The organism is Flavobacteriales bacterium, from assembly GCA_016715895.1.
GTDB lineage: Bacteria > Bacteroidota > Bacteroidia > Flavobacteriales_F > PHOS-HE28 > PHOS-HE28.
This window is the reverse complement of record JADJXH010000004.1, coordinates 1,403,095-1,427,448: the sequence shown is the minus strand read 5'-3', so window position 1 is coordinate 1,427,448 and position 24,354 is coordinate 1,403,095. Positions and strand designations below refer to the sequence as shown.

Below are 24,354 nucleotides of genomic sequence, written 5' to 3'. Positions count from 1 at the left end.
GCCTATCGCCCGCCTAACTTAGCCTTGATGCCCGACAAGGCCTTCAGCAAGGGGCCATCGGGACCGCCCAGCAGGGTCTTCAGCGATCGCTTGAACCGGTAAGACGGTGTGCTGCCGATGAAGCGCCGGAAATATGCACGGTCGCGCCGCGCATCCAGCATCATGAACCGGGGATGCCTCAGCGGGAACGGGATATCGCGCGCCGTATCCTTGTTCCTGGGGTCGGACAGGTCCACCGTGTGCGTGCCGTCCGCGCCGAAGCCGATGTTCCGGATCAGGTTCACCGCCGGGATGATGTTGAGGCCGTGGTTCATCACCCGGGTGATGTCAAGCTGGTACGACCACGAGTTCATCCGGCCGCTGTGCACGTAATCGAACATGCTGTGCACATCCTCCTCCTCGCGCCGGTCCAGGAAGAAATCCTTCAGCAGAGGGCTTCGCTTCAGTTCCGGCCACCCCCCCATGTCCACATCGTAATGGGCCCAGACACGGCGCCAGCTCGCCCAGCCCCAGGGCGCGCCATACCCGTGCGCGCTGAAGTAGTAGGAGCCTTCCGTGCCGCCCGGCCAGTCGTCCATGAGGTTATTGCCCATGATGACCCAGATCCGTTCATCCTCCCGGTAGCGCTCCAGCAGCTCCTGGCAGAATGGGAAGAAGGTGGGCACGGGCAGTGTGTCATCTTCCAGCACGATGCCCTCCGGCTCATGCTCGAAGAACCAGGCGATGGCGCTGCTCACGCCCTTGCGGAGACCAAGGTTGCGCTCATTGAAGCGCGTGTGCAGCTCGCAGGGCCAGTCCACTTCGCGGGCAAGCGCGCGCACCTCCTCACATCGCACGGTCTCTTCCGCGTTCCGCGGACCGTCGCAGGCCATGTACAGCCGGGTGGGGCGCGCCGCACGGATGGCGTTGAACACCTGGCGCGTGGGGCCGATCCGGTTGAAGGCGATGAGCAGGACCGGCGTGGTGAGCGGCGATGGCTGTTGCTGTTCGGGCATCGCGGTCAATAGATGTTGATGCGGTTGTTGCGGTGGAAGACCCGGTGGTCCGCGAACATGGAGATCGCATGGCGGGCCACGGCGGCCGGGGAGGCGTACTCGTCCACGAACCGGTACAGGAAGAGCTGCATCACGTCGCGCTGCCGCACGGCCACATCCTGCACGATGTTGCGATACCGGTCGTACGGGAGCACCTCGATGCAGCCACCGGCCAGCGCGGTGGGCAGCAGCATGTTGGAGCCATGGACACCGATCACGAACTGGCTTGCCGCGTAGGCCCGGCACCAGGCCCGCTCCACCTCGACCGTCATGCGCCGGGTGCGCAGGTCCTTCACCCCCTCACGCTCCGCGGCGGGATCGCCAAGCCCCACGAAGGTGGCCTGCACATCGGGATAGCGCGACCGGATGCGCCGAAGTGACGCTCTGGCCATGCGCTCCTGATCCGCCACGAAGAAGGGACCGGCGGCATGCTGAAGGCCCAGGCGACGGAGCACCCGATGAGCGTAGCGCATCATCCTCGACCGGTACCAGAGCCGATCGTCCCGCAGAACGAAGGTGATGTGTCGCGGGGCCGTATCGAACCGGTCCGGATCGAAGGGCGCCACCCCGCAGAACCGCTCGATGTCGATCGTGCTCTTGTCCGGGTGGGCATAGCCCTTGCCGAAGTACACCTCGTCGTAGTCGCCCAGGCGTTCCTGCACGAAGCGGTCGATGGACCGGTACCATCCATGTGCCTCGCTCAACCGCAGGTCCACCTCCCACACCTCAGCGGTGCCCTCGGGCACCATCCAGGAGAAGCTCTTCGGCAGGATGAGCACCAGGCCGAGGTCCTTGTTCGTGTCCAGATAGTGCTGCGCGTTCCACAGCTTCAGCAGTACGTGGCCGTAGAGGAAATCCAGGGTGTTGAGGATCACCACACGCTTCCCAGGACGCAGGACACGCCGTTCGATGCGCAGCTCGCGGTCCGAAGGGCTCCTGAATCCCTCCAACAAGGGGCCCCACACCCACTCCTCCGCCCCCTTCGCATCATGGAGCGTTCCGTCCTCCCGCCCGATGGCCACATCGTGGTCGACAGCGAAGCCCACGGGAAGGTCGTGCAGGAAGGTGTACCCGCAGGACCGGCAGCGATAATCGCCCAGCACGTGCACGCCAGGCACCACCACGCCGAGCGCCTCAGGCTCACCTGCACCGCACCTCGGGCAGGAACGCTCGGCGAACAGCTTCGGTCTGATGGGAACCAGGTGGCGGTCCATGGGCTCAGGTGGCGCGGTGGAACCGCCAGAAGGTGGCCATGCCCTGCACCATCCAACGGAAGTTCACCCGGGTGCGGGGGAACAGCAGGTCCAGGAGGAAGATGCTGACCAGGAACGAACCGATCGTGGCCCAGATCGCGCCGATGGACTTGAACGGAGGGATCAGGAAATAGTTGATGGCGATGTTGAGGCCGGCCCCTACCAAGGCCGTGAGCAACGAGTACCGGAACAGGCCCTCGTTGGTGATGAAGCTCGCCTTGGCGACCCCCATGTTCGTGAAGAACAGGCGGATGGCGAAGAGCGACAACAGCGTGCCCGCCGGTGCGAAGGCCTCCCCGTACAACCACACGATCAGGGGCTTCGCCAGGAAGTACAACGGCACGGAGGTCACCAGGAACATCAGGAACATCAACCGGTACTGGTTCAGCAGGCGGTCCGCGTACAAGGCCGGGTCCTGCACCTTTGCCCGCGTGATGGCCGGGGCCAGGCTTTTCTGCACGATCACAGGCAGGAAGCCCATGGCCTCGATCATCTTCAGTGCCACGGAGTACTGGCCCACCTCGGCGTAGGCCGCCTCCTGCCCCATGGTGGAGGCCAGCATGTCCCCGATCATCACCTGGTCGATCTTGGCCTGGATGTACAGGGCGACGCCGTACACCAGCATGGGCCAGCTCTCGCTCACCAGGTAGCGGAGGGTGGGAGCGGACACCTTCCAGGTCCTCCAGCTTCCGCCGTCCCGGGCCAGGGCCAGTGAATATCCCACAGCGAGCACGAAGGTCTCCAGCACATACACCCAGGCGAACCAGATCAAGGGAGCCTGAAGGGCGATGAGGGAGAGCTTGAACACCGCGCTGAGCAGCACCTGCGCGAACTGGACCCGCACGGAGCTCCTGGCATCCACCCGGGCCATGAAGTGATGCTCGATCACGCTGAACGGACGCAGCAGCTCGGCGCCGGCGATGACCAACACCAGCGTGGCCGTAAGGGCGTCCATCCCCTTGATGAAGCTCGCGGCCAGCACCACGGCGAGCAGCAGCACCGAACCCACGAGCTTGATGAAGGCGGCGGTACCGAGCAGCTCATCACGCCGTTCGGGTCGCTGCACCAGGTCGCGCACGATGATCTGGTCGACGCCCATGGCGCTCAGCGCGAAGAACATGCCCACGAAGCCTGTGGCGTAGTTCAGCTGGCCGAAGAGGGCATCGCCCAGGTAGCGGGCCACATAGATGCCGGTGACGAGCACGACCACGAGCCGGACCACCTGCTCGCCGAAGAGCCAGGAGGTGTTGCCCAGGTACTTGCGGAACCCCTCGGTGCGCAGCATGCGTCCGGCGGGCCTATTTGGTGTAGTACCCGTAACCGTCGCCGTAGCCCTCGCCGGCCTTCACATCGTTGAGCAGCAGGTCGATCCGGCCCACCTTCTTCTCCGCGTACATCTCGTTGATGATGCGGAGAGCCTTGCGGTGTGTCCGGTTCTGCCGCACCACGTAGAGCGTGACGTCGATGTGGCGAGCCAGGATCACGTACTCGCTCACCAGGCCCATCGGGGAGGCATCGACGATGATCTGGTCGTACCGGCCGCGCAGCTGCTGGAAAAGCTCGGCCATGCGGGGCATCTCCACAAGTTCGAGCGGATTGGGCGGCACGGGGCCGGCGGTGATCACGTCCAGGCCCTCGATGTCGCTGCGCCGGATGATGTCGCCCAGCTGGCACTCGCCGATCAGGTAGTTGCTCAATCCCTGGCCGGCCGTCAGCTCGAGGGTCTCCTCCAGGCGCGGCCGCCGCATGTCCGCGTCGATGATCAGCGTGCGCTGCCCGCTCATGGCCATCACGCTCGCCAGGTTCACGGCACAGAAGGTCTTGCCCTCCCCGCTGGTGCTGGAGGTGAACCCGATCACCTGCCTGGCCGCGTTGGCATTGAGGTACTGCAGGTTGATGCGGGCCGTGCGGAACGACTCTGCCAGCAGCGACTTCGGCTCGCTGGGTAGCACGCGCTTGCGCTTCCCGCCCGGGATGGTGGCCAGAACAGGGATCGGGCTCACCCGCTTGAGCTCGTCCAGATGCTCGATGCGGTCGTTGAGGAAGTCGCGGACCAGGATGAAACCCAGCGGAAGGAGCAGCCCCAGCATCATGGCACCGCCCAGCACGGTCTTCTTGTCCGGCGCCACCGGACCGAACCCGCTCATGCGCGCGTCGTCGACCACGTTCTTGTCCACCTGGTCGCTGGCGATGGCGATGCCCGCCTCGGCGCGCTTCTCCATCAGGTAGTTGTAGAGGTTGTCGCTCAGCTTGAACTTCCGCTCGATGTTCACCAGGCGGCGCTCGTTCTCGGGCAGCTGGTTGAACTGGTAGTTGATCGAGCCCAGGCGCCGGTTCAGTTCGGCGATGCTGATGTCGGCCTGGCTCACCAGCCCCTCCGCCGTCTCGATCAGCGAGCTCTTGATGTTCTGGATCTTCCGCTCCATCGCGATGATGGTCGGGTTGCTGCGCACGGTGCTCAGGTTCTGCGCCGCGAGGTCCGCGTACAGCTGCGTGAGCTGGATCACCAGGTTGTTGAGCACCGGGTCGTCGATGCCCGAGCTCGAGGGGGCCGCCACATTGCGGAAGTCCTCGGCGCTCCGCAGCTTGCTGAGGATGGTGAGGCAGTACTGGCGCTTCTGTGTCACGGCACTGCGCTCGTCCTCCAGGCGCGAACGCTCCTGGAACAGTGCGTCGCTGGTGGTGCCCGCGCTCATCATGCCGCCGCTGCTGCCCCGGAAGCTCTCCATGCTGCTCTCCACCTGCCGCAGCGAGTCGCTCACCGTGCCGATCTGGTTGTCGATGAAATTGATCGTCTTGAGACCCTTCTGCTGCTGCTTGTACAGCTCGCCCTCGATGTAGGTCTCCATCAGCTTGTTCAGGTAGTTCCGTTCCTTGCTCACCACCTCGCCCACCACGCTCAGCTGCACGATGTTGCTGTTGTCGCTGGCCGGCTCGGCGAAGGTGATGCCCTTGTAGAGCTTGGTCAGGCCCTCCAGGCTGTTGATGTAGAAGTAGTAGTCGCTCTCCGGATCATAGCGCCGGTCCTCGGGGAACTCGATCTTGAAGCTGAGCTTGTCCCCCACGAAAGGTTCGCCCACCTTGGCCGTCTGGTCGAGGTCCACCAGTTCCAGGTACTCGCTCACCACCTCCTGGCGCTTCACGTTGTACAAGCGCACGTTCTTCCCTTTCGCGCTCACCCGATAGGTGCCGGCCGCCAGGTCCACCGACACATGGATGGGGATCCCGGTGATCTGCAGGGAGGCCGTGTCGAGGGTGATCTTGAACGGCGGATAGTCATAGCGCTCCTGCTTCAGGAACCGGCGCTCCTCATAGAAGGAGATGCCGAAATCGAGGCGTTTGAGCGTCTTCTCCACGTTCGACCTCGAGGTCAGGATCGCGATGTGGTCCTCGATGTCGCCACCGCTGCGCAGGAAGGACATCCCCTTGAGGAACTCGTCCTGTCCGCCTCCGAAACTGTTGCGGCTCTTCTCCCCCATCAGCATGGTGGCGCTGACCAGGAACTGCTTCGGGGTGGTCTTGAGGTAGGCGACCGCTGCGGCACCCGACAGCGTGAGGGTGATCAGGAACAGCCACCACTTGGCCGCGATCTTCCTGAAGATGGCCCGCAGGTCGATGGTGTCCCCCGTACCGGTCTGTGCCGCCATCAGTTGTTGTTCTGGTTGAGGATGAACACGTTGGCCACCAGGGCCAGGGCGCTGATCGCGCCGAAGAGCACCGACAGCAGCTCCAGGTTCATCCGCCCGGCGCGGGCCTTCAACGTGGGCACGTACACCACGTCGTTCGGGAGCAGGTAGTAGTACTCACTGGCCAGGACCTCGGTGCCTGAAAGGTCGACATACAGGGCCTGCACACCCCGGTCGCTCTGGCGCATCAGGGTCACCTTGCTCTTGTCCCCGTACTCGTTGGGGCCGCCGGCCATGGCCAGCGCATCCAGGATGGTGATCTGGTTGTTGTAGATGAAGTACATGCCCGGGTTGCGCACATCGCCCAGGACGCTGATCCGGAAGCTCACCAGCTTCAGGATCACCGTGGCGTTCGTGAAATACTCGTTGATCTTGCGCTGCACCAGGTCCTGCGCCTCGCCGACCGTGAGGCCCTGCACCTTGATGCGCCCCACCGTGGGCAGCTGCACCTGCCCGTTCTTGTCCACGGAGAAGCCGTTCACGTACAGCGCCGCGTCGTTCACCCCCTGGAACCCGTTCTGGCTCTCCACATTGAAGAAGCGGTGGGTGGCCTCATCGAGCCCCAGTACACGGATGCTCAGCACATCGTTCACCTGGATGCGGTATTCGAACTTGCGGTTCTCGAACAGCTTGGCCGCCCCCGGGGTCATCGATCCGTCCTGCAGGTAGTTGATGTTCCTGCGCCCTCCGACGCATCCCGTAAGCAGCACAACGGTGGCGAGCAGCCCCCATCCCATCCTCTTGAACTCCTTCATGCGCATGCGGTCCGAAGACCGCCTCCCGCAGGGACAACGATCCCCGCTCGGAAGGCAAGTCCTTGACGGACAAGCGTCAAAGATACGAGCGCAACGTTGCGGAGGTTGCGCTCGACGCGGCGCGGGATCACCCGGTGCCCATAATGGGTTCAACGCCTTGAAGATGGACGGTCGCGCGACCTCCCTATGGCAGCACGGGGAATATCTCACCGGGGCGTTTGACACCCAAGGCCGGAGCAACTTCTACGCGATAGGGTCTTACTTTGTGAAGGTCGAGCTATTCGACGACGGCGACGCGATCGCCGCTGCCGTTCCCTTCACCACCGGGGACCGTTACGAACGTCTGCTGCGGTTCATCAACCTCCACGACCTTAGCCCATGACCATGAAAACGACCCATCCTGTTCGGCCGCTGTTGATCGTTGCCTTCGGAATCAATATGGCGTCATGCGGCACGACATCCTGCGATGATAAAAGTGTAGTGAATATGGTTGAGAATGAAATGATCAAACATTTTAATACCAATACTGACCCTGTTTTTGTTTGGAAAATACCAAAATCTGGCCTTGCTGCTATGGCAGAGAATAACATCATTCTGTTAGAAGGTAACGCCACATATAACGGCAACAATGGTGCTCGAAAAACAGGTAGAGCGATTGCAAGGATATACTGCAATGGAATCGAACCAATGCAAATTAGTATGGTAACGGTCTATGGACTATTCGATAAACGTTTCGTAGATACGAAAGATACCGCCTTAACTAGATCAGAAGAAGAATTCAGGATTGAGTACCTTAAATATCAAATGGACTCACTGCATAGAGCCCACCAACGTGATTCGCTAAGGAGGGCAGCGGATAGCCTTATACGTGCCGCAGGCTTTTGAGTATTAGAGGTCCTTACTTGTTCCATGAACTCCAATCGCCTACATAATATAGGCTAGACGGAACCCCGGCACGATGCCTGCGACCTGCTGCTGAACAAGGCCAGCCGCAGGCACGGGATTCAAGTGGATATCCCGTGGGGACAGGGGTGGCGCGGGTCAGTAGGGTGCGCGCGAATCGGGAAAACCGACAACCTCTGCGACCACGCAAAAAGAACGGACCCCAGCTAACTTCCTGTTATACAGGTCATTAACCGGGGTCCTAGGTAGCCCGTAGGGGAATCGAACCCCTGTTTCATCCGTGAAAGGGACGCGTCCTAACCCCTAGACGAACGGGCCACGATGTCAACCGATCGGAAAGGGCTCCGAAAGGGCGGGCAAAGATAAGACATGCTCCGATCTGTGCAAGATCAGGTGAGGTCGTCCACATCCGCTTGGAACCGGAAGCCAAGCCGCTTGCCGGTGGACAACTGAAGACCCGCGTTGATCTCGTTCATCTCGCTCACCGTCACCTGGTTCACCTGGTCGTAAGGCGGGGTCAGGAGGTCGAAGTCCAGCACATAGATGATCGTGGAATAGACCACCTGCTTCAACACCTCCCGGTCCATGCGATTGCCCGCCAGGTCGTTGTACAGGAACCCGAGCTGGCGCTTGCCCTGCACGAAGAAGTGGCCGTCCTTGTTCAGGAAGAGGCGGCTGACGAGGTAGCCCAGGTCACGCTCGCGGTTGTACTTGAAGGAGTCGCTCAGGAAATTGTAGACGTTGATGACGCCGAAATAACCGCGCTGCTCATCCTCCTCCAGGTAGCTTGTCTTCCAGAGGCTGTGCCCCTGGTCCAGCCTGAAGACGTTGGTGTGCATGTGGAAGATCACCGTGTCACCGGCCACCTTCAGCTCACAGGTCATCTCACCCTTGTCCCGGTACTGCACGCTCACCCGCTTGTCCTGCTGGAGCATTTCGTGCTCAAGGTCATCGGCCACCTCCTGCAGCACCTCCTTCAGCTCACGAAAGAGGGTCAGGATGCGGTGATAGACATCCTGCTTCATGCCGCTCTTGTGCTGCAGCATGCGGAGGATCAAGGCGCGCGGGTCAGGTGCGGCCGGCGCAGGGGGCGGGGTGGTTCTCCTTGGGCTCATCAGTAGGCTCGGGCGAAGAGCACGCGTCGGTTGCTGGGGCGACCGGTGACCATGCAGGCGCCCGGGGCCGCCTCCCCGTCCATCGGGATGCAGCGGATGGTCGCCTTGGTCTCGTCCTTGATCCGTTCCTCGGTCTCGGCGGTACCATCCCAATGCGCCAAGATGAACCCGCCCTGCTCGATGGCCGCCTTGAACTCCTCGTAGGTGTCCACCGCCCGGGTGTAGCGCTCCCGCATGGCGAGCGCCTTCTGGTAGAGGTTGTCCTGGATGTGCGCAAGCAGATGGTCCACCTTCTCGGCCAGGTCCGTGGTCTGCATCACCTGCTTCTCCAGCGTATCCCTCCGGGCCACCTCCACCGTGCCGTTCTCCATGTCCCTCGGGCCCACCGCGATGCGCACCGGAACCCCCTTGAGCTCATGCTCGGCGAATTTCCAGCCGGGCTTCTTCGTGTCGTCGTCGTCGAACTTCACGGTGATGCCCTTGGCGCGCATCGCCGCGATCATGGGTGCCACGAACGCGCCGATCGCGTTCAGTTGCTCGGCGCTCTTGGCGATCGGCACGATGACCACCTGGACGGGGGCGAGCTTCGGAGGAAGCACCAGGCCGTTGTCGTCGCTGTGGGTCATGATCAGCGCGCCCATCAACCGTGTGCTTACACCCCAGCTGGTGGCCCACACATGCTCCTGCTTGTTCTCCTTGTTGGTGAACAGCACATCGAAGGCCTTGGCGAAGTTCTGGCCCAGGAAGTGGGAAGTGCCCGCCTGCAGCGCCTTGCCGTCCTGCATCATGGCCTCGATGCAGTAGGTCTCCTCCGCCCCTGCGAAGCGCTCACTGGCGGTCTTCACGCCCTTGATCACCGGCATGGCCAGCCACTCCTCGGCGAAGCGCCGATAGACCTCCAGCATGCGCTCGGTCTCCTCGATCGCCTCCTGCTTGGTGGCGTGGGCCGTGTGGCCCTCCTGCCAGAGGAACTCGGCCGTGCGCAGGAACAGGCGCGTCCGCATCTCCCAACGCACCACATTGGCCCACTGGTTGATCAGCAGCGGCAGGTCGCGGTAGCTCTTGATCCAGCCCCGGTAGGTGTTCCAGATGATGGTCTCACTGGTGGGGCGCACGATGAGCTCCTCCTCCAGCTTGGCTTCGGGGTCCACCACCACACCGTGCACGGGGTCGCTCTTCAGGCGGTAGTGCGTCACCACGGCGCATTCCTTGGCGAAGCCCTCCACGTGGCTGGCCTCCTTGGCCAGGTAGCTCTTGGGAATGAAGAGCGGGAAGTAGGCATTGACGTGCCCGGTCTCCTTGAACATGCCGTCCAGGGCCCGCTGCATCTTCTCCCAGATGGCGTAGCCGTGGGGCTTGATCACCATGCAGCCGCGCACGTCGCTGTGCTCGGCCATATCGGCCTTCAGCACCAGGTCATTGTACCATTGGGCGTGGTCGTCCGCACGCTTCGTCAGGATATCCGCCATGAGGGCCGCCGGGTGGTATTATTTTTGATGCATACGAGGCGGCCAAAAGTACACAACGAAGCCGCCCTCCCAGGCGTTATCCCAGCACCATGGACCGACCCCTTCAGCCCCTCCGCACAGCCCCAACGGCCCTGCTGACCGCCCTTTTGCTGCAGGCCTGCAGCGGCGCCTTGGACACCGCGGCCACGCACGACGGCGTGTATGATCGGCCGTCCAGCACCCCCGTCATCGTGGCCGCCGCACCTACCGAGGAGCCCGCGCCTGCTGCCGCAGCGGGGCAGTCGAAGAGCGAAGAAGCGGACTACTACAACGCCGCCGAGAGCCAGCGCTACACGGACCCGCGGAACTACTACGACATGACCTACAATGACCCGTACTACTACAACTACGGGCGTTTCGGCTTCGGCATGGGCGTGGGGATGGGCACCTGGGGCAACGGCTGGGGCATGGGCATGGGGACCGGCTGGGGTTCGCCGGGCTGGAACGACCCCTATTGGAACAACAGCTGGCAGAGCGGCTATGGGGCCTGGGGATGGAACAGCGGATGGGGCTGGAATAGCGGATGGGGCTGGAACAACGGCTGGGGCTCCTGCTGGAGCTGCTCCCCGTACGGTTGGAACAACGGCTGGGGGCCCTACACCGGCTATTATGGCAACTGTTGGGGCTGCTATCAGCCCGTGGTCATCTGGGACGGTACCGGCAGCCATCGCAGTGTGGTGGCCCATCGCGGAAGCATGGGGGGTGGCGGCACGATCGCCGGTGGGAACCGCGCCCCGGTGTACAATCCTGTGGGGCTGCGCGGACAGCCTGAACAACGTGCCCGCCTTGAACACCGGCCGACGAGGACCGTTCCGGCCGAGCCGAGCGCGCGTCCGCAAAGCCGTCCGAGCGGCACGGACCGCCCATCGCGCATCGACCCCGCCGGCCGGGGCGGTCGTCAGGAACCGACCAGCCGGCCCGCGCGGCCGTCCATGGAACCCTCCCCCTCCCGTGGCGGCATGGAGCGGGGTACACGCGGTGGTGGCTTCTCCTCACCTGCACCGTCCCGCTCGGGCGGCGGACGTCGCTGACCCATGAGAAGCCTTGCTTCCGCCCGCGGCATCCGGCCGCAACGGTCGGTCCTTGTCGCGCTGGTCCTGCTCGTCTCAGTCCCGGCAACTGCTCAGAACGAGGATGACGCCCTGCGCATCGTCTCCATGCGTCCGGAAGGCACCGCCCGCAGTCTGGGCCTGGGCGGCGCCTTCGGGGCGCTGGGCGCCGACCCCGGCGCTCTGTGGGCCAACCCGGCCGGCATGGCGCTCTACTCGACCAGCGAGTTCTCCGCCACGCCGGCCCTGGAAGTGAATGACGCCCGGGGAAGTCTGCTCGGAACGAGCACCTCCAACACCGACCAGCGGGCACACTTCAGCAACCTGGCCATGGCCCTGCACGCCACGAAGGACGAAAGCCGATGGAAGAGCCGCAGCTTCGGTGTGGTCTTCGACCGCACCGCCACGCACCACTGGGAACGCGCGGTACGGGGTGAGAACGTGTCCTCCACCTTGTTGCAGCAATTCGTCAACGAGGCCAATGGCACGCGGTACGACGCGCTGGCCGGTGGGTATCCGTTCACCGCGGACCTGGCGTGGCAGACCTTCGCCATCGACACCCTGGCCGGCGACCCCGCGGCCTACCAGATCTACGGCGGCGGTTCGGGCCTGGGCCCCACCCGACAGGACCATGCCATCAGCACGGCAGGGGCCAACAGCAACACGTCCTTCTACTATTCCGCAGGGCTGGACGACCGCATCTTCATCGGCGGAGCCCTGGGCATCCTCGGCACCCGGTATGAGCGGCTCACCACCCATTCCGAGACCATGCTGGCGGCCACGGACTCGCTGGACCGCTTCACCTACGAGGAGCGGCTGGTGATGCGCGGCAGTGGTGTGGACCTGAAGTTCGGCGTGCTGGGGCGCGTTGGCGACCATCTACGCATCGGAGCCTCGGTGCACAGCCCCTCCTACTTCTGGATGACCGACGTGTACAGCACCACGATGACCACCCATTTCCGGGCCGGCGACAGCTATGCGTACGACAGTCCCGATGGCAGCTTCCAGTACCGGGTTCAGGGCCCCTGGCGCGCCCTGCTCTCCGTGGCGGGTATCGTGGGACGAAGCGGTGCGGTGAGCGCGGATTACGAGTACAGTGACCAGCGGGCCACGCGCCTGCGTCGGGCGAACGCCCTTTCGGACAGCTACGACTTCGCCTTCGAGAACCGCACCATCCAGCAGGTGGTGAAGGGCGTGCACGCGTTCCGCGTAGGCACGGAATGGCGCCTGGGACCGGCCTTCCTGCGGGGTGGCTTCGCGTACTGGACCGATCCCTTCGCTGCGGGCGACCTCCGGCACGGCGATGGCCGCACCCGGTATTCGCTGGGAGGTGGCTTCCGTGGCACCCGGCTTTCCTTCGACCTGGCCCTGGCCTACGACCGTAGTACCGGTGGATATAGCATGTACGATCCCACGCTGGTGGACCCTGTGCGGGAGGAGCTGACGGTCTACCGGGCCCTGTTCACCGTGGCGTTCAGGCCCTGAGCGGAACGATGAAGGGCCGCCCCTGGAGGCAGCCCTTTGATGAACGTTTCGTTCGGGCTTACTGCTCGCCCTTCACGCGCTCCACCACGTAGTCATCCACGAGGATGCGGCCGCAGTGCTCGCATACGATGATCTTCTTGTGGCTGCTGATGTCCAACTGGCGCTGGGGCGGGATGCTGTTGAAGCACCCCCCGCAGCTGCCGCGCTCCACGGCCACCACCGCCAACCCGTTGCGGGCGTTGCCCCGGATGCGGCGGTAGGCACTGAGCAACCGCTCCTCCACATGGCCGGCCACCTCAGCGGCTTTCTTCAGCAGGGCCTTCTCGTCCTTTTCGGTCTCGGCGATGATGTCGTCGAGCTCCTTCTTCTTGTGATCCAGGTCCTTCTGGCGCTCCTTCACCAGGCTGGCGCTCTCCTCCACCACCAGTTTCTTGGCATCGATCTGCGCCTTGGTCTCCTTGATGCGCTTCTCGGCCAGCTGGATCTCCAGGTTCTGGAACTCGATCTCCTTGCTGAGGCTGTCGTACTCGCGGTTGTTGCGCACCTTGCTCTGCTGCGCCTCGTACTTCTTGATCGACGCCTTGGCGTCCTTGATCATATTCTGGCGGTCCGCCACGTTGTTCTCCAGCTCCTTCAGCTCCTCCTCGAGCTTGGACAGGCGGGTGTTCAGACCGGCCACCTCATCCTCCAGGTCCTGCACTTCCAGCGGCAGTTCGCCGCGCTGGGTGCGGATGCGGTCCACCTGGGCGTCGATGACCTGCATGCGGTACAGGTCCACCAGCTTCTCGGCGACGGTGATCTCCGCCTTGCCGGCGGCATGGGGTGCCCGGGCGGCGCCGTTCTTCACGGCGGCCGTGCCCTCGCTCTTCGCCGCGGTCTTCACGTCGGTCTTGGCCATGTTCAGGAATAGTGGATGGGATCGGTGACGGTTTCCGTCAAACGGACCGCAAAGGTAGGGAAAACTTCCCCTAACCTGCGCTGGATCAGCCGCATGGTGAACTGCTCGCTGCCGTAGTGCCCCACGTCGGCCAGCAGCACCCGCCCGTCCGCTTGGAAATAGTCGTGGTACTTGAGGTCTGCGGTGATGAACGCATCGGCACCGGCGGCCAGCGCCCGGCCGATGAGGAATGCCCCCGCACCCCCGCAGAGCGCCACGCGGCGGATCGGCAGCCCGGCGACCGGCGAGTGGCGCACAACGCGCTGCCCGAAGACCTCCTTGATGTGGGCCAGGAAGTCCCGCTCGTCCATGGCCCGCTCCCATTCGCCCAGCAGGCCACTGCCGATAGCGGGGTGCGGATTGCCCAGCGGGACCAGGTCGAAGGCCACCTCCTCGTACGGATGCGCGGCCTTCATGGCGGCCACCACCTCCTCCTCGGCCGTGCGTGGCAGCACCACCTCCACCCGGGTCTCCGGCTCATGGTGTCTTGAACCGCGCTCTCCCACGAAGGCGTTGCTACCCTCCCCCGGCCTGAAGGTGCCCTGCCCCTCCAGGTTGAAGCTGCACTCGTCGTATGCCCCGATGCGGCCGGCTCCGGCCCGGAACAGGGCAGCACGGACCGCCTCGGCGTGCGCATGCGGCACAAAGACGACCAGCTTGCTCAACTGATCGGGTCTGGGCAGCAGCACCCGCCGATGTCCCAGACCGAGCGCGTCGGCGATCTCGCCGTTCACCCCATCGATCACGTTGTCCAGGTTGGTGTGGATGGCGTAGAGCGCGATGTCCCGTCGGATGGCGGCCAACACCGTGCGTTCCACCGGACCGCGCGGCACCAGGCTCTTCAACCCGCGGAAGATCACCGGATGGTGGCTGATGATCAACCCGCAGCCCTTGGCCGCAGCTTCCTCCACGACCTGCTCGGTGCAATCGAGGCAGACCAGCGCGGCGTTCACATCCGCCTCGGGATCACCGACGTGAAGGCCGCTGTTGTCGTATTCCTCCTGGAGGGAGCGGGGGGCCCAGGCCTCCAGTGCGCCGGTGAGTTGCTTGATCTTCATCTTTGGCGTTCCCGCTGGGGCGGGTCCGCAGCAAAGTAACCATGGACCCTTTCCGCCTCCTGCTCACCCCGCTCGCCTGGCCTGTTGCCGCGGCCCTCCGCTTGCGCCACGCGCTCTACGACCGGGGACTGCTGCGGAGCGTGCGCCCCACGGTCCCCACGATCGCCATCGGCAACCTCGCGCTGGGCGGAACGGGCAAGACCCCCATGCTGGAACTGGTCCTGCGCACCCTGGAGGACCAGCGCCCGCTCGCCACACTGAGCCGGGGCTACGGCCGCCGCGGCACCGACATCCATGAGGTGCACGCTGACCAGACCGCGGCCCAAAGCGGGGACGAACCCCTCCAGGTGAAGCGGAAGTTCCCCGATGTCCGCGTGTTCGTAGGGGCGGACCGGGTGCGGGCCATCGGGGAGATCCAGGCGCAGGTGCCCGGCGTGAAGGCCGTGGTGCTGGACGATGCCCTGCAGCACCGGAGGCTGGACGCCGGGATGAACGTCCTGCTCACCACGGCGCAGCGGCCCTATTGTGACGATGCCCTCGTGCCGGTGGGCACCCTGCGCGACCTGCGCTCGCGGGCCCGATCGACGCAGATCGTGGTGGTGACCAAATGCATGGAACGGCCCGCGGCGGATGAGCAGGCGGTGTGGCGGAAGCGCCTCCACCTGCGGCCCGACCAGGAGCTGTTCTTCGCGGGGATCGCCTACGAGCCGCCGCGCGCGCTGGACGGCCATGCGTTGGACCGCCCGCACGGGCTACGGACCGGTGCGCTGGTGGTCACCGGCATCGCCCGGCCGGAGCCCTTCGTGAAGCATGTGCGGAGCTTGTTCGGTCCGGTGGAGCACATCGCCTTCCCCGATCACCATGCCTTCACGGCCAGCGACCTGGCCCGGCTGGCGAGGCGATTCGATACCTTCGCGCCCGCTCCGAACCTGCTGATCACCACGGAGAAGGACGCCGTCCGGCTGAGGCCGCTGATCCCCGGCGGTCCCCTTCAGGGCCTTCCCCTGGCCACGATCGGCATGCGGACCGTGATCCTCAACGAACCCGAACGCTTCGCCGAGCTGCTCCGCCGCCATGTTGGAACGCATCCAGCGCATCGCTGACCACCTGAAGAAGGCCACCGGCGGCTTCGTGCCGGAGACCGGCATCATCCTCGGCACCGGCCTCAGCGGCCTGGGGCGCGAGATCCAGGTGGCGCACAGCATCCCCTACGGCGAGATCCCCGAGTTCCCGGTGAGCACCGTGCAGGGCCACCCCGGCCGCCTGCTCTTCGGCACGCTGGGCGGCAAACCCGTGGTGGCCATGCAGGGCCGTTTCCACTTCTACGAAGGATGGAGCATGCCCGAAGTGGTGCTCCCTGTGCGGGTGTTCAAGCAGCTCGGCATCCGTCGGCTCTTCGTCAGCAATGCCTGCGGGGGCGTGAACCCCGACTTCGAGGTCGGCGACCTGATGGTGCTGAACGACCACATCTGCCTCTTCCCCAACCCCCTCATCGGGCCCAACCTGGATGCGCTGGGCACGCGCTTCCCGGACATGAGCGAACCGTACGATCGCAACCTGATCGCCCGCGCCAGGGCCATCGCCGAAGCCCACGGGATCGCGCTGCGCGAGGGCTGCTACGTGGGCCTCACCGGGCCCACCCTGGAGACCCCGGCCGAGTACCACTACGTGCGCGTCATCGGCGGCGACGCCGTGGGCATGAGCACCGTTCCGGAGGTGATCGCCGCACGCCACATGGGCCTGCCCTGTTTCGCCATGAGCGTGATCACCGACATGGGCGTGAAGGGACGCATCGAGAAGACCACCCACGAGATGGTGCAGCGCGTGGCCGAAGGCGCCGAGCCCAAGCTCACCCTCATCATGCGTGAATTGATCGCCGGCAGCTGATGGACCGCAAGGACAGCCTCCCCACCGGCGCCCCGCACTGGAGCGAACGCTACGAGCTCGTGGTGGGCCTGGAGGTGCACGCCCAGCTGCTCACGGCCAGCAAGGCGTACAGCAGCGATGCCAACGCCTACGGCGACCACCCCAACACCAACGTGAGCGTGGTGACCCTGGGCCATCCCGGCACCCTTCCGGTGCTCAACCGCGCGGTGGTGGACCATGCCATCCGCCTGGGCCTCGCCACCGGATGCACCATCGCGGAGCGCATGCACTTCGCCCGCAAGAACTACTTCTACCCCGACCTCCCCAAGGGCTACCAGATCACGCAGGACACCACGCCGATCTGCACCCAGGGCCATGTGATGATCCCGGTCGAGGGCGGTGAGAAGCGGATCGGGATCACCCGCATCCACATGGAGGAGGATGCCGGTAAGAGCATCCATGATGTGGACCCCTTCAACACGCTGGTGGACCTGAACCGGGCGGGGGTGCCGCTGGTGGAGATCGTGAGCGAGCCCGACATCCGCAGCGCGCAGGAGGCCTATGACTATCTGGTGGAGATCCGCCGGCTGGTGCGCTATCTGGACATCTGCGATGGCAACATGGAGGAGGGCAGCCTGCGCTGCGATGCCAACATCAGCGTTCGTCCGAAGGGCGCGACCACCTTCGGCACGCGTTGCGAGGTGAAGAACCTCAACAGCTTCCGCAACGTGATGCGCGCCATCGAGCACGAGGCCCAGCGGCAGAGCGAGGTGCTGGACGCCGGCGGCACCATCCACATGGAGACGCGCACCTTCGATGCGGCCCGTGGTGTCACCGCCGGCCTGCGGAGCAAGGAGCTGGCACATGACTACCGGTACTTCCCCGAGCCCGATCTGGCCCCCCTGCGGGTGACCCAGGAACACCGGGAGCGGGTGCGTGCGGCCATGCCCCCACTGCCCCGCGAACTGCGGGCGCGCTACACCGGCGAGCTGGGGCTCAGCGCCTACGACGCCGGCGTGCTCACCGACGACAAGGCCACCGCCCTCTACTTCGAGGAGGTGCTGGCCTCCTGCCCCAACACCAAGGCCGCGGCCAATTGGATGATGGGCGATGTGCGCGCCTGGTGCAACGCCCAGGGTCAAGGCATCGACGCGTTCCCCCTGCCGCCCCATCGCATCGCCGAGCTCATCGCCCTGATCGACGGTGGGCAGGTGAGCCACAGCACGGCCTCCCAGCGGCTCTTCCCCCTGATGCTCGACCGGCCGGACACGACGACGCACCGCCTGGCCGAAGCCCACGACCTGCTCCAGCAGCGCGATGACAGCGCCGTGGAGTCGGCCATGCGGCAGGCCATGGAGCGATACCCCGACAAGGTGGAGGCCTACCGCAAGGGCAACAAGGGCCTCCTCGGCCTCTTCATGGGTGAAGTGATGAAGGCGACCAAGGGCAAGGCCGATCCCCGGTCGGCCAGCACCGTGGTGCGCGAGCTGCTTGAACGTGAACCGACCTCCTGACCCCTTTCGTGATGAACCGCATGTTCCGCCATTCCTCCCTTCCCATCCTCGTCCTCGCGCTCGCCGCCTGCTCCGGCGGTGGTGGTGGCCGCTCCATCGATCTGGCCATCGAAGGCGCGGGTGGCCGCACCGTGTTCTTCGACCGCTTCGAGAACAACAGACCGGTCCGCGTGGACTCGGTGGTGCTCTCCGCCGACGGCAAGGGCACGCTGCATGTGCCGGCCCTTCCGCTGGATTTTTACCGCATCGCACTTGACGATCGCGATGCGTTGATCATCGCACTGGACAGCGCTGAAACCCTGAGCGTGCAGGCCAGGGCCGGTGAACTGGACCGGCCCTCGGCGTTGAACGGCTCGAAGCACACCGAGGACCTGCACGCGTTCTACCGCGCCGCCACGGTGCACGAGCAGCGCATTGATTCGCTCCGCAAGCTGATGGCCCAGGGCGCTGGCGACAGCACCACGGTGAGCCTGCTCAACGAGGTGAACAACGCGTACTACACCCTCTGCAAGGACGCCATCAACGGACATCCAGGCTCGCCCCTTCAGTTGAGCGCCGTGAGCAAGCTCAAGATGCAGCAGGACATGGATGCCTACAAGCTGGTCCGGGATCAACTCCGCGGCCCCATGGCCCGCTCCGGCTTCTTCACCGCGTTCCGGGACCAGGTGGACCGCATGGAGAAACAGGCACAGGCCATGAAGCAGCAGGAGGCCGAGATGCAGCGCCTGAGCAACCTCATCCCCGTGGGCAGCATGGCCCCCGAGATCGCCCAGCAGACACCAGACGGGCGCACCGTCAAGCTGAGCGACCTGCGCGGCAAGGTGGTCCTCATCGACTTCTGGGCCAGCTGGTGCAAACCCTGCCGCATGGAGAACCCCAACGTGAAGAAGGTCTACGACCGCTTCCATGGCAAAGGATTCGAGATCCTCGGGGTGAGCCTGGACCGCACCAAGGAGGCGTGGGTGGCCGCCATCCAGCAGGACGGACTTCCCTGGCAGCACGTGAGCGACCTTGGCTTCTGGAACAACGCCGCAGCGCAGGAGTATGGCGTCAGCAGCATCCCCTTCACCGTGCTGGTGGACCGCGAGGGAAAGGTGATCGACAAGAACCTGCGCGGAGCGATGCTCGAACGGCGCCTCAGCGAGCTCTTCGGCGGCTGACACGGGGCTGAACGCGCGTCCCCATGCGCACCGCGCTCCTTCTCCCGGTGCTCGCGCTGCCGTTCAGCGCGCCCGGTCAGCGCACCTTCCAGCAACGCGTGGACCATGCGATCGACGTGCGGCTGGACGACCAAGGCCATGTACTGCGCGGCGAGGCGCGCTTCACCTATCACAACAACAGCCCCACCGCGCTCGATACGCTCTGGCTGCATCTGTGGCCCAACGCCTACGCCGACCGGAACACGGCCCTGTGCCACCAACTGGACGAGGCCGGTGAGCTCGATCTCCACTTCGCCCGCGAGGAGGACCGCGGCCGCATCGACAGCCTGGACTTCCGTGCGGAGGACAGCCCCCTGGCCTGGGGGTACCATCCGCAGCATGCGGACATCGGCTGGGTGAAGCTGCCCGCTCCGCTGCCCACGGGCAGCTCCATCACCATCTCCACGCCCTTCCGCGTGAAGGTCCCCAAAAGCAGGTTCTCGCGGCTCGGCCATACCGGCCAGGCCTATCACATCACGCAGTGGTATCCGAAACCCGCGGTGTTCGATGCGGAAGGATGGCACCCCATGCCCTACCTCACCCAGGGCGAGTTCTACAGCGACTTCGGCCGTTACGATGTGCGCGTCACCCTGCCGGCCAATTATGTGGTGGGCGCCACCGGGATGCTCCAGGACGCCTCGGAACGCCGTTGGATGGACTCCCTGGCCGTTCTGCCCGCCCCTGCGGAGAAAAGTCCCAAGGGCACCGCGGCCTTCCCACCCTCGGACAGCGTGTGGAAGACGCTCCGCTTCGTGCAGGACAGCGTTCACGACTTCGCCTGGTTCGCCGACAAACGGTTCGTGGTGCGCAAGGGCGAGGTGGTGCTTCCGACCAGCGGGCGCACCGTGACCACCTGGGCCCTCGCCACACCCCGCAACGCAGCGCTCTGGGAGAACGCCGTGAGCTACCTCAACGACGCGCTGCTTCACTACAGCCATGTCGTGGGCGACTATCCTTACGCCGCGTGCACCGCGGTGGACGGCACCATCAGCGCGGGTGGCGGCATGGAATATCCCATGATCACCATCATCGGCAACATGAGCAGTGCCGAGAGCCTGGATAACGTGATCGCCCACGAAGTTGGACACAACTGGTTCCAAGGCGTGCTGGCCAGCAACGAGCGCGACCACCCGTGGATGGACGAAGGCCTCAACAGCTATCTGGAGCTGCGCTACATGCGGGCCCGGTACCCGCGCCCCGAAGGCATGCTGGGCCTCCCCGGGGAACGCAGGCTCATGCGCCACTTCCACGATCCCCACCGCGCACAGAGCGAACTGGCGATGCGCCTGAACACCCGACGCGACCTGGACCAGTCCTCCACCCTGCCTTCCACGCAGTTCACGCCCACCAACTACGGCACGATGGTGTACATGAGGACGTCGTTGGTGATGGACCATCTGGAGGCCTACCTCGGCACCGAGGTCATGGACCGCTGCCTGCACGCCTATTTCGAGGAGTGGGCCTTCAGGCACCCAGGGCCCCAGGACCTGCGCGCGGTGTTCGAGCGGGTGAGCGGAAAGGACCTGGGGTGGGCCTTCGAGCAGCTGCTGGGCTCGACACGCAAGGTGGATGTGAAAGCCGTGAAACAGTCGGGCAGCACGCTTACGTATCGCACCACAGCGAAAGGCGTATTTCCTTTTCCGGTCACTGCCTGGTCCAGAGACGATTCCCTGGGCACCTTCTGGGTGGAAGGAGGTTCCACTATCCGCGGCCATCGGCCAGGTTACGACTCCGGCTACGCGCGTCCGATCGTCGATCGTCGAAACCAGACCGTGAACATTCCCTGGCCCGATGTGGACCGCATCCGGATCGACGCCGAGGAACGCACGCTTGACATCGATCGCCGCAACAATGGCGTACGCGCGCATGGACCACTGCGCCGGTGGACCGTTCCGCGGCTGGCGCCTTTCGTCGGCCTCGAGCGCGAGGACCGACGCAGCACCTGGCTGAGCCCCGCAATGGCGTGGAACGCCCACGACGGGTTCATGGCGGGCCTGGCCCTGCACAACGTCACCTTCCCCATGCAGCGCGTGGAATGGGCCCTTGCACCGCTCTACGGCCTCCGCAGTGAGCGGCCCGTGGGCGGCGCCCGGCTCTTCTGGCACCACGACCGGCTGGAGCGCGGCCCCGTCGGCAACGTCCACCTCGGCGTCACCGCACAGAGCGCATCGCTCTTCGTGGACGCGCCTCTGGACCGGTGGTACCTGCGGGTGTCCCCCCAGCTCACCGTCGATCTCCGGAACGACCCCGCCCGGCGCCGGGCCTCACACAGCATCGGCTACCGGGCCGTGGTGCTTCGCGAAACCCTGAGCGGCCCAGTTGGCGACACGCTCACCATCGACCGCACGAACGAGGATATCTACCATGAACTCACCTATCGGCTCCAGGACCGCACACCGCTGCTCCCCCGCTCGGTCCGGCTCGATGTGCAGCACCACGCTGCGTTCACGCGGGTGGCCCTGGAGGTGCGGCAGGCCTTCGTGTACGACGCCCGGAAGCACCGCGTGGTGTTCCGCCTGTTCACGGGGCAGTTCCTGCGTACGGATGACAGGCTTATGCAGCGGCAGATGGGCTGGCGGCTGCACTGGGGTTCCAGCGACATGACCTTCGACCACCTCTTCGTGGACCGACAGGATGTGGGGCGGAACACCGCTCAACAGATGGCCAAGGACCAGGGCGCCTTCCGTGTGCCGACCGCACAGGGCACCTCGGACAGCTGGATCGCCGCGCTGAACATGGAGGCCGACATGCCCTTCGTCCTTCCGCTCAGCGTGTACGCCAGCGCCGGTGCCGCTCCATACACCGAGGTGACCTCGACAGGTCGTACGGAGAAATGGCGCATGCACGCCGAGGCCGGCATCGGCATCCGCATCATTCGCGATGTGGCCGAGGTCTGGGTACCGTTGGTCTTCACCCGGGAGATCGCGGACGAGCTGGCGCTCCGTGATGTCGACTTCGCCGAGCGGATCCGCTTCGTGCTGGCGCTCGAGAAGCTCAACCCCTTCGAGCTGATCCGCTCCATCCGTCCGTGACCGCATGGCGAGGCCGCATCCGTGCGGACCCCATGGGCGCTTCGACCAACCGATCGCCCACACGGCGATCTTCGCACACGGATGAGACCCGGCCAGCGGATCCACTTTCTCAGCGACTTCCACCTCGGCGTGCCTGACACGGCCTCGAGCCTGGAGCGCGAGAGGCGCATCTGTGCCTTCCTGGACGAAGCGGCGAAGGATGCCGCGGAGATCCACCTCCTGGGCGATCTCTTCGATTTCTGGTTCGAGTGGCGAAGGGCCGTGCCCCGCGGGCATGTGCGACTTCTGGGGAAGATGGCCGAACTGACCGATCGGGGGATCCCCGTGCACCTGCACCTGGGGAACCACGACATGTGGATCTTCGATTACGTGCCTGGTGAGACCGGGGTGACGGTGCACCGCGAACCCATCGTGCGCACCTGGAGCGACAAGCGCTTCCTGATCGGCCATGGCGATGGGCTCGGTCCCGGCGATCACGGCTACAAATTCCTCAAGGCCGTGTTCCGCAATCCGGTGTGCCAGTGGCTCTTCGCCCGCCTGCATCCCAACTTCGCCCTCTGGCTCGGCGATTTCTGGAGCGGTCGCAGCCGCCTGAAGAGTTACGAGAACGACCGGAGATGGCTCGGCGAGGACAAGGAGTGGCTCGTGCTCTACTGTCGTGAACGGTTGCGGACGGAACACTTCGACCACCTGATCTTCGGCCACCGCCATCTGCCCATCGACCTGGAGGTGGCCCCTGGAGCCCGGTACGTGAACCTCGGGGATTGGATCACCCACTTCACCTACGCCACCTTCGATGGCCGGGAGCTGAAGCTGATGAAGCGCACCGGTGACGGGCCGCTGAGGGGGGACGTGCGGATCACGGGCGGGCCCGCCTCGTGAACGCTTCGGGCGGTCAGCCCTCCAGCGCCGGGTGACCGACGATCCTCCGGTGCCAAGGGCCACCTAGGCTCCCAGCTTCACCACCAGGTCCACCAACCTTGAGCTGTAACCGTATTCGTTGTCGTACCAGCCCATCACCTTCACCATGTTGCCCACCACACTGGTGAGCTGTGCGTCGAAGATGCAGCTGTGCGGATCGCCCACGATGTCCACGCTCACGATGGGGTCCTCGGTGTAGCGGAGGATGCCCTTGAGCCTGCCCTCCGCCAGCTGCCTGAAGTGCGCGTTGATCTCGTCGGCCTGCTTCAGGTCGCGCACGATGCAGGTGATGTCCGTGATGGAGCCGTCGGGCACCGGTACGCGGATGCCGCCTCCCCCCAGCCTGCCGTCCAGCTCCGGGAAGATGCGCGTGATGGCCTTCGCCGCACCGGTGGTGGTGGGGATCATGCTCACCGCCGCCGCCCGGGCCCTCCGCAGGTCCTTGTGCGGCGCGTCATGCAACCGCTGATCGCCCGTGTAGCTGTGCACCGTGGTGATGAAACCATCCTCGATGTGACACAGGTCGTGGATGCCCATGATCATGGGTGCGGCGCAGTTGGTGGTGCAGCTGGCGTTGCTGATGATCGGTTCATCCCCCGCGAGGATGTGCTCGTTCACGCCCAGGACCACACTGGGGATGTCGGCGTCCTTCGCCGGAGCGGAGAGGATCACCCGCTTCGCGCCAGCGTTCAGATGGGCCGAGGCGAGCCCCCGCGTCAGAAAGTGTCCGGTGCTCTCGATCACCACGTCGATGCCCAGCTCCTTCCATGGCAGGGTGGACGGATCCTTGGACGCGAAGGCCTTGATGGCCTTTCCGCCCAGGACAAGGTGGTCCTCGTCATGGTCCACCGGGTCGGAGCTGACCCCATGCACGGAATCGTACTTGAAGAGGTGGGCCAGGGTGCGGTTGTCCGTGAGGTCGTTGACCGCGACCAGCTCCACATCCTTGCGTTGGAGGAGCAGGCGGGCGGTGACGCGGCCGATGCGGCCGAACCCGTTGATGGCGACACGGACAGGTCTCATGGTCCTGGGAGCGTTG

The 24,354-nt window shown here is 64.9% G+C and carries 20 protein-coding genes and 1 tRNA gene; 10 read left to right on the top strand and 11 right to left on the bottom strand.

Features of this window, described 5'->3' with window-relative positions; genetic code table 11:
* Positions 1–2 precede the first annotated feature (2 nt).
* Genes IPM49_14815 through IPM49_14795 form a run of 5 tightly spaced genes read right to left on the bottom strand, consistent with a single transcriptional unit; the run spans position 3 to position 6,734 of the window.
* Positions 3–995 (bottom strand): nucleotide-diphospho-sugar transferase, encoded by a 993-nt coding sequence (locus tag IPM49_14815; GenBank protein ID MBK9275794.1) that lies wholly within the window; start codon positions 993–995, stop codon positions 3–5.
* A gap of 5 nt (positions 996–1,000) precedes the next feature.
* Entirely contained in the window at positions 1,001–2,248 is a 1,248-nt protein-coding gene (locus IPM49_14810) for a hypothetical protein (GenBank protein ID MBK9275793.1), read from the bottom strand.
* A 4-nt stretch (positions 2,249–2,252) separates the two neighbouring features.
* Entirely contained in the window at positions 2,253–3,572 is a 1,320-nt protein-coding gene (locus IPM49_14805; protein ID MBK9275792.1) for a flippase, read from the bottom strand.
* Positions 3,573–3,585: 13 nt separating this feature from the next.
* On the bottom strand, positions 3,586–5,934 hold the full coding sequence (locus IPM49_14800; protein MBK9275791.1) for a polysaccharide biosynthesis tyrosine autokinase: 2,349 nt from the start codon (positions 5,932–5,934) through the stop codon (positions 3,586–3,588).
* Positions 5,934–6,734: a polysaccharide export protein gene (locus IPM49_14795; protein MBK9275790.1), complete on the bottom strand. Its 801-nt coding sequence runs from the start codon at positions 6,732–6,734 to the stop codon at positions 5,934–5,936. Before IPM49_14795 ends, IPM49_14800 begins: the two co-directional genes overlap by 1 nt.
* A gap of 151 nt (positions 6,735–6,885) precedes the next feature.
* Between IPM49_14795 and IPM49_14790 the strand changes: the two genes are divergently transcribed.
* On the top strand, positions 6,886–7,110 hold the full coding sequence (locus IPM49_14790; GenBank protein ID MBK9275789.1) for a hypothetical protein: 225 nt from the start codon (positions 6,886–6,888) through the stop codon (positions 7,108–7,110).
* Between the two features lie 2 nt (positions 7,111–7,112).
* Positions 7,113–7,613 carry a hypothetical protein gene (locus IPM49_14785; protein ID MBK9275788.1) on the top strand — a complete coding sequence of 167 codons (501 nt, stop codon included), beginning with the start codon at positions 7,113–7,115 and terminating at the stop codon, positions 7,611–7,613.
* 264 nt (positions 7,614–7,877) lie between these two features.
* On the opposite strand, the gene IPM49_14780 is transcribed toward IPM49_14785, so the two are convergent.
* The 3 genes from IPM49_14780 to IPM49_14770 form a co-directional block, all read right to left on the bottom strand.
* Positions 7,878–7,949 (bottom strand) — tRNA-Glu (locus IPM49_14780).
* A gap of 71 nt (positions 7,950–8,020) precedes the next feature.
* Positions 8,021–8,677: a hypothetical protein gene (locus IPM49_14775; GenBank protein ID MBK9275787.1), complete on the bottom strand. Its 657-nt coding sequence runs from the start codon at positions 8,675–8,677 to the stop codon at positions 8,021–8,023.
* A 68-nt stretch (positions 8,678–8,745) separates the two neighbouring features.
* Positions 8,746–10,215: a proline--tRNA ligase gene (locus IPM49_14770; GenBank protein ID MBK9275786.1), complete on the bottom strand. Its 1,470-nt coding sequence runs from the start codon at positions 10,213–10,215 to the stop codon at positions 8,746–8,748.
* Positions 10,216–10,304: 89 nt separating this feature from the next.
* Between IPM49_14770 and IPM49_14765 the strand changes: the two genes are divergently transcribed.
* Positions 10,305–11,285 (top strand): hypothetical protein, encoded by a 981-nt coding sequence (locus IPM49_14765; GenBank protein MBK9275785.1) that lies wholly within the window; start codon positions 10,305–10,307, stop codon positions 11,283–11,285.
* Between the two features lie 3 nt (positions 11,286–11,288).
* Positions 11,289–12,788, top strand: a complete 1,500-nt coding sequence (locus tag IPM49_14760) for a hypothetical protein (protein ID MBK9275784.1) — start codon at positions 11,289–11,291, stop codon at positions 12,786–12,788.
* A gap of 58 nt (positions 12,789–12,846) precedes the next feature.
* Here the strand turns inward: IPM49_14760 and IPM49_14755 are convergent, their stop codons facing one another.
* Positions 12,847–13,686 (bottom strand): hypothetical protein, encoded by an 840-nt coding sequence (locus IPM49_14755; GenBank protein ID MBK9275783.1) that lies wholly within the window; start codon positions 13,684–13,686, stop codon positions 12,847–12,849.
* A gap of 2 nt (positions 13,687–13,688) precedes the next feature.
* Positions 13,689–14,783 carry a Nif3-like dinuclear metal center hexameric protein gene (locus IPM49_14750; GenBank protein ID MBK9275782.1) on the bottom strand — a complete coding sequence of 365 codons (1,095 nt, stop codon included), beginning with the start codon at positions 14,781–14,783 and terminating at the stop codon, positions 13,689–13,691.
* A gap of 41 nt (positions 14,784–14,824) precedes the next feature.
* On the opposite strand from IPM49_14750, the gene lpxK reads away from it, so the two are divergent.
* From lpxK to IPM49_14720, 6 genes are all read left to right on the top strand, one after another.
* On the top strand, positions 14,825–15,886 hold the full coding sequence (lpxK, locus tag IPM49_14745) for a tetraacyldisaccharide 4'-kinase (protein MBK9275781.1): 1,062 nt from the start codon (positions 14,825–14,827) through the stop codon (positions 15,884–15,886).
* A complete protein-coding gene (locus IPM49_14740) occupies positions 15,858–16,670 on the top strand; it encodes a purine-nucleoside phosphorylase (GenBank protein ID MBK9275780.1) in 813 nt (270 codons plus the stop codon). Before lpxK ends, IPM49_14740 begins: the two co-directional genes overlap by 29 nt.
* Positions 16,670–18,163: an Asp-tRNA(Asn)/Glu-tRNA(Gln) amidotransferase subunit GatB gene (gatB, locus tag IPM49_14735; GenBank protein MBK9275779.1), complete on the top strand. Its 1,494-nt coding sequence runs from the start codon at positions 16,670–16,672 to the stop codon at positions 18,161–18,163. The genes IPM49_14740 and gatB overlap by 1 nt, the downstream gene beginning before the upstream one ends.
* Positions 18,164–18,174: 11 nt before the next feature.
* Positions 18,175–19,323 (top strand): TlpA family protein disulfide reductase, encoded by a 1,149-nt coding sequence (locus IPM49_14730; protein MBK9275778.1) that lies wholly within the window; start codon positions 18,175–18,177, stop codon positions 19,321–19,323.
* A 23-nt stretch (positions 19,324–19,346) separates the two neighbouring features.
* Positions 19,347–22,394, top strand: coding sequence for a M1 family metallopeptidase (locus IPM49_14725; protein MBK9275777.1), 3,048 nt, complete (start codon positions 19,347–19,349; stop codon positions 22,392–22,394).
* Between the two features lie 81 nt (positions 22,395–22,475).
* Positions 22,476–23,276, top strand: a complete 801-nt coding sequence (locus IPM49_14720; GenBank protein MBK9275776.1) for a UDP-2,3-diacylglucosamine diphosphatase — start codon at positions 22,476–22,478, stop codon at positions 23,274–23,276.
* A 63-nt stretch (positions 23,277–23,339) separates the two neighbouring features.
* Here IPM49_14720 and gap read toward each other — a convergent pair whose 3' ends face one another.
* Positions 23,340–24,338, bottom strand: a complete 999-nt coding sequence (gene gap / locus IPM49_14715) for a type I glyceraldehyde-3-phosphate dehydrogenase (GenBank protein ID MBK9275775.1) — start codon at positions 24,336–24,338, stop codon at positions 23,340–23,342.
* Between the last annotated feature and the right edge of the window lie 16 nt (positions 24,339–24,354).

Coding starts and splice junctions, on each gene's coding strand:
- IPM49_14815 (MBK9275794.1), bottom strand. CDS start 995: ATGCCCGAACAGCAACAGCCATCGCCGCTCACCACGCCGGTCCTGCTC.
- IPM49_14810 (MBK9275793.1), bottom strand. CDS start 2,248: ATGGACCGCCACCTGGTTCCCATCAGACCGAAGCTGTTCGCCGAGCGT.
- IPM49_14805 (MBK9275792.1), bottom strand. CDS start 3,572: ATGCTGCGCACCGAGGGGTTCCGCAAGTACCTGGGCAACACCTCCTGG.
- IPM49_14800 (MBK9275791.1), bottom strand. CDS start 5,934: ATGGCGGCACAGACCGGTACGGGGGACACCATCGACCTGCGGGCCATC.
- IPM49_14795 (MBK9275790.1), bottom strand. CDS start 6,734: ATGCGCATGAAGGAGTTCAAGAGGATGGGATGGGGGCTGCTCGCCACC.
- IPM49_14785 (MBK9275788.1), top strand. CDS start 7,113: ATGAAAACGACCCATCCTGTTCGGCCGCTGTTGATCGTTGCCTTCGGA.
- IPM49_14775 (MBK9275787.1), bottom strand. CDS start 8,677: ATGCTGCAGCACAAGAGCGGCATGAAGCAGGATGTCTATCACCGCATC.
- IPM49_14770 (MBK9275786.1), bottom strand. CDS start 10,215: ATGGCGGATATCCTGACGAAGCGTGCGGACGACCACGCCCAATGGTAC.
- IPM49_14765 (MBK9275785.1), top strand. CDS start 10,305: ATGGACCGACCCCTTCAGCCCCTCCGCACAGCCCCAACGGCCCTGCTG.
- IPM49_14760 (MBK9275784.1), top strand. CDS start 11,289: ATGAGAAGCCTTGCTTCCGCCCGCGGCATCCGGCCGCAACGGTCGGTC.
- IPM49_14755 (MBK9275783.1), bottom strand. CDS start 13,686: ATGGCCAAGACCGACGTGAAGACCGCGGCGAAGAGCGAGGGCACGGCC.
- IPM49_14750 (MBK9275782.1), bottom strand. CDS start 14,783: ATGAAGATCAAGCAACTCACCGGCGCACTGGAGGCCTGGGCCCCCCGC.
- lpxK (MBK9275781.1), top strand. CDS start 14,825: ATGGACCCTTTCCGCCTCCTGCTCACCCCGCTCGCCTGGCCTGTTGCC.
- IPM49_14740 (MBK9275780.1), top strand. CDS start 15,858: ATGTTGGAACGCATCCAGCGCATCGCTGACCACCTGAAGAAGGCCACC.
- gatB (MBK9275779.1), top strand. CDS start 16,670: ATGGACCGCAAGGACAGCCTCCCCACCGGCGCCCCGCACTGGAGCGAA.
- IPM49_14730 (MBK9275778.1), top strand. CDS start 18,175: ATGAACCGCATGTTCCGCCATTCCTCCCTTCCCATCCTCGTCCTCGCG.
- IPM49_14725 (MBK9275777.1), top strand. CDS start 19,347: ATGCGCACCGCGCTCCTTCTCCCGGTGCTCGCGCTGCCGTTCAGCGCG.
- IPM49_14720 (MBK9275776.1), top strand. CDS start 22,476: ATGAGACCCGGCCAGCGGATCCACTTTCTCAGCGACTTCCACCTCGGC.
- gap (MBK9275775.1), bottom strand. CDS start 24,338: ATGAGACCTGTCCGTGTCGCCATCAACGGGTTCGGCCGCATCGGCCGC.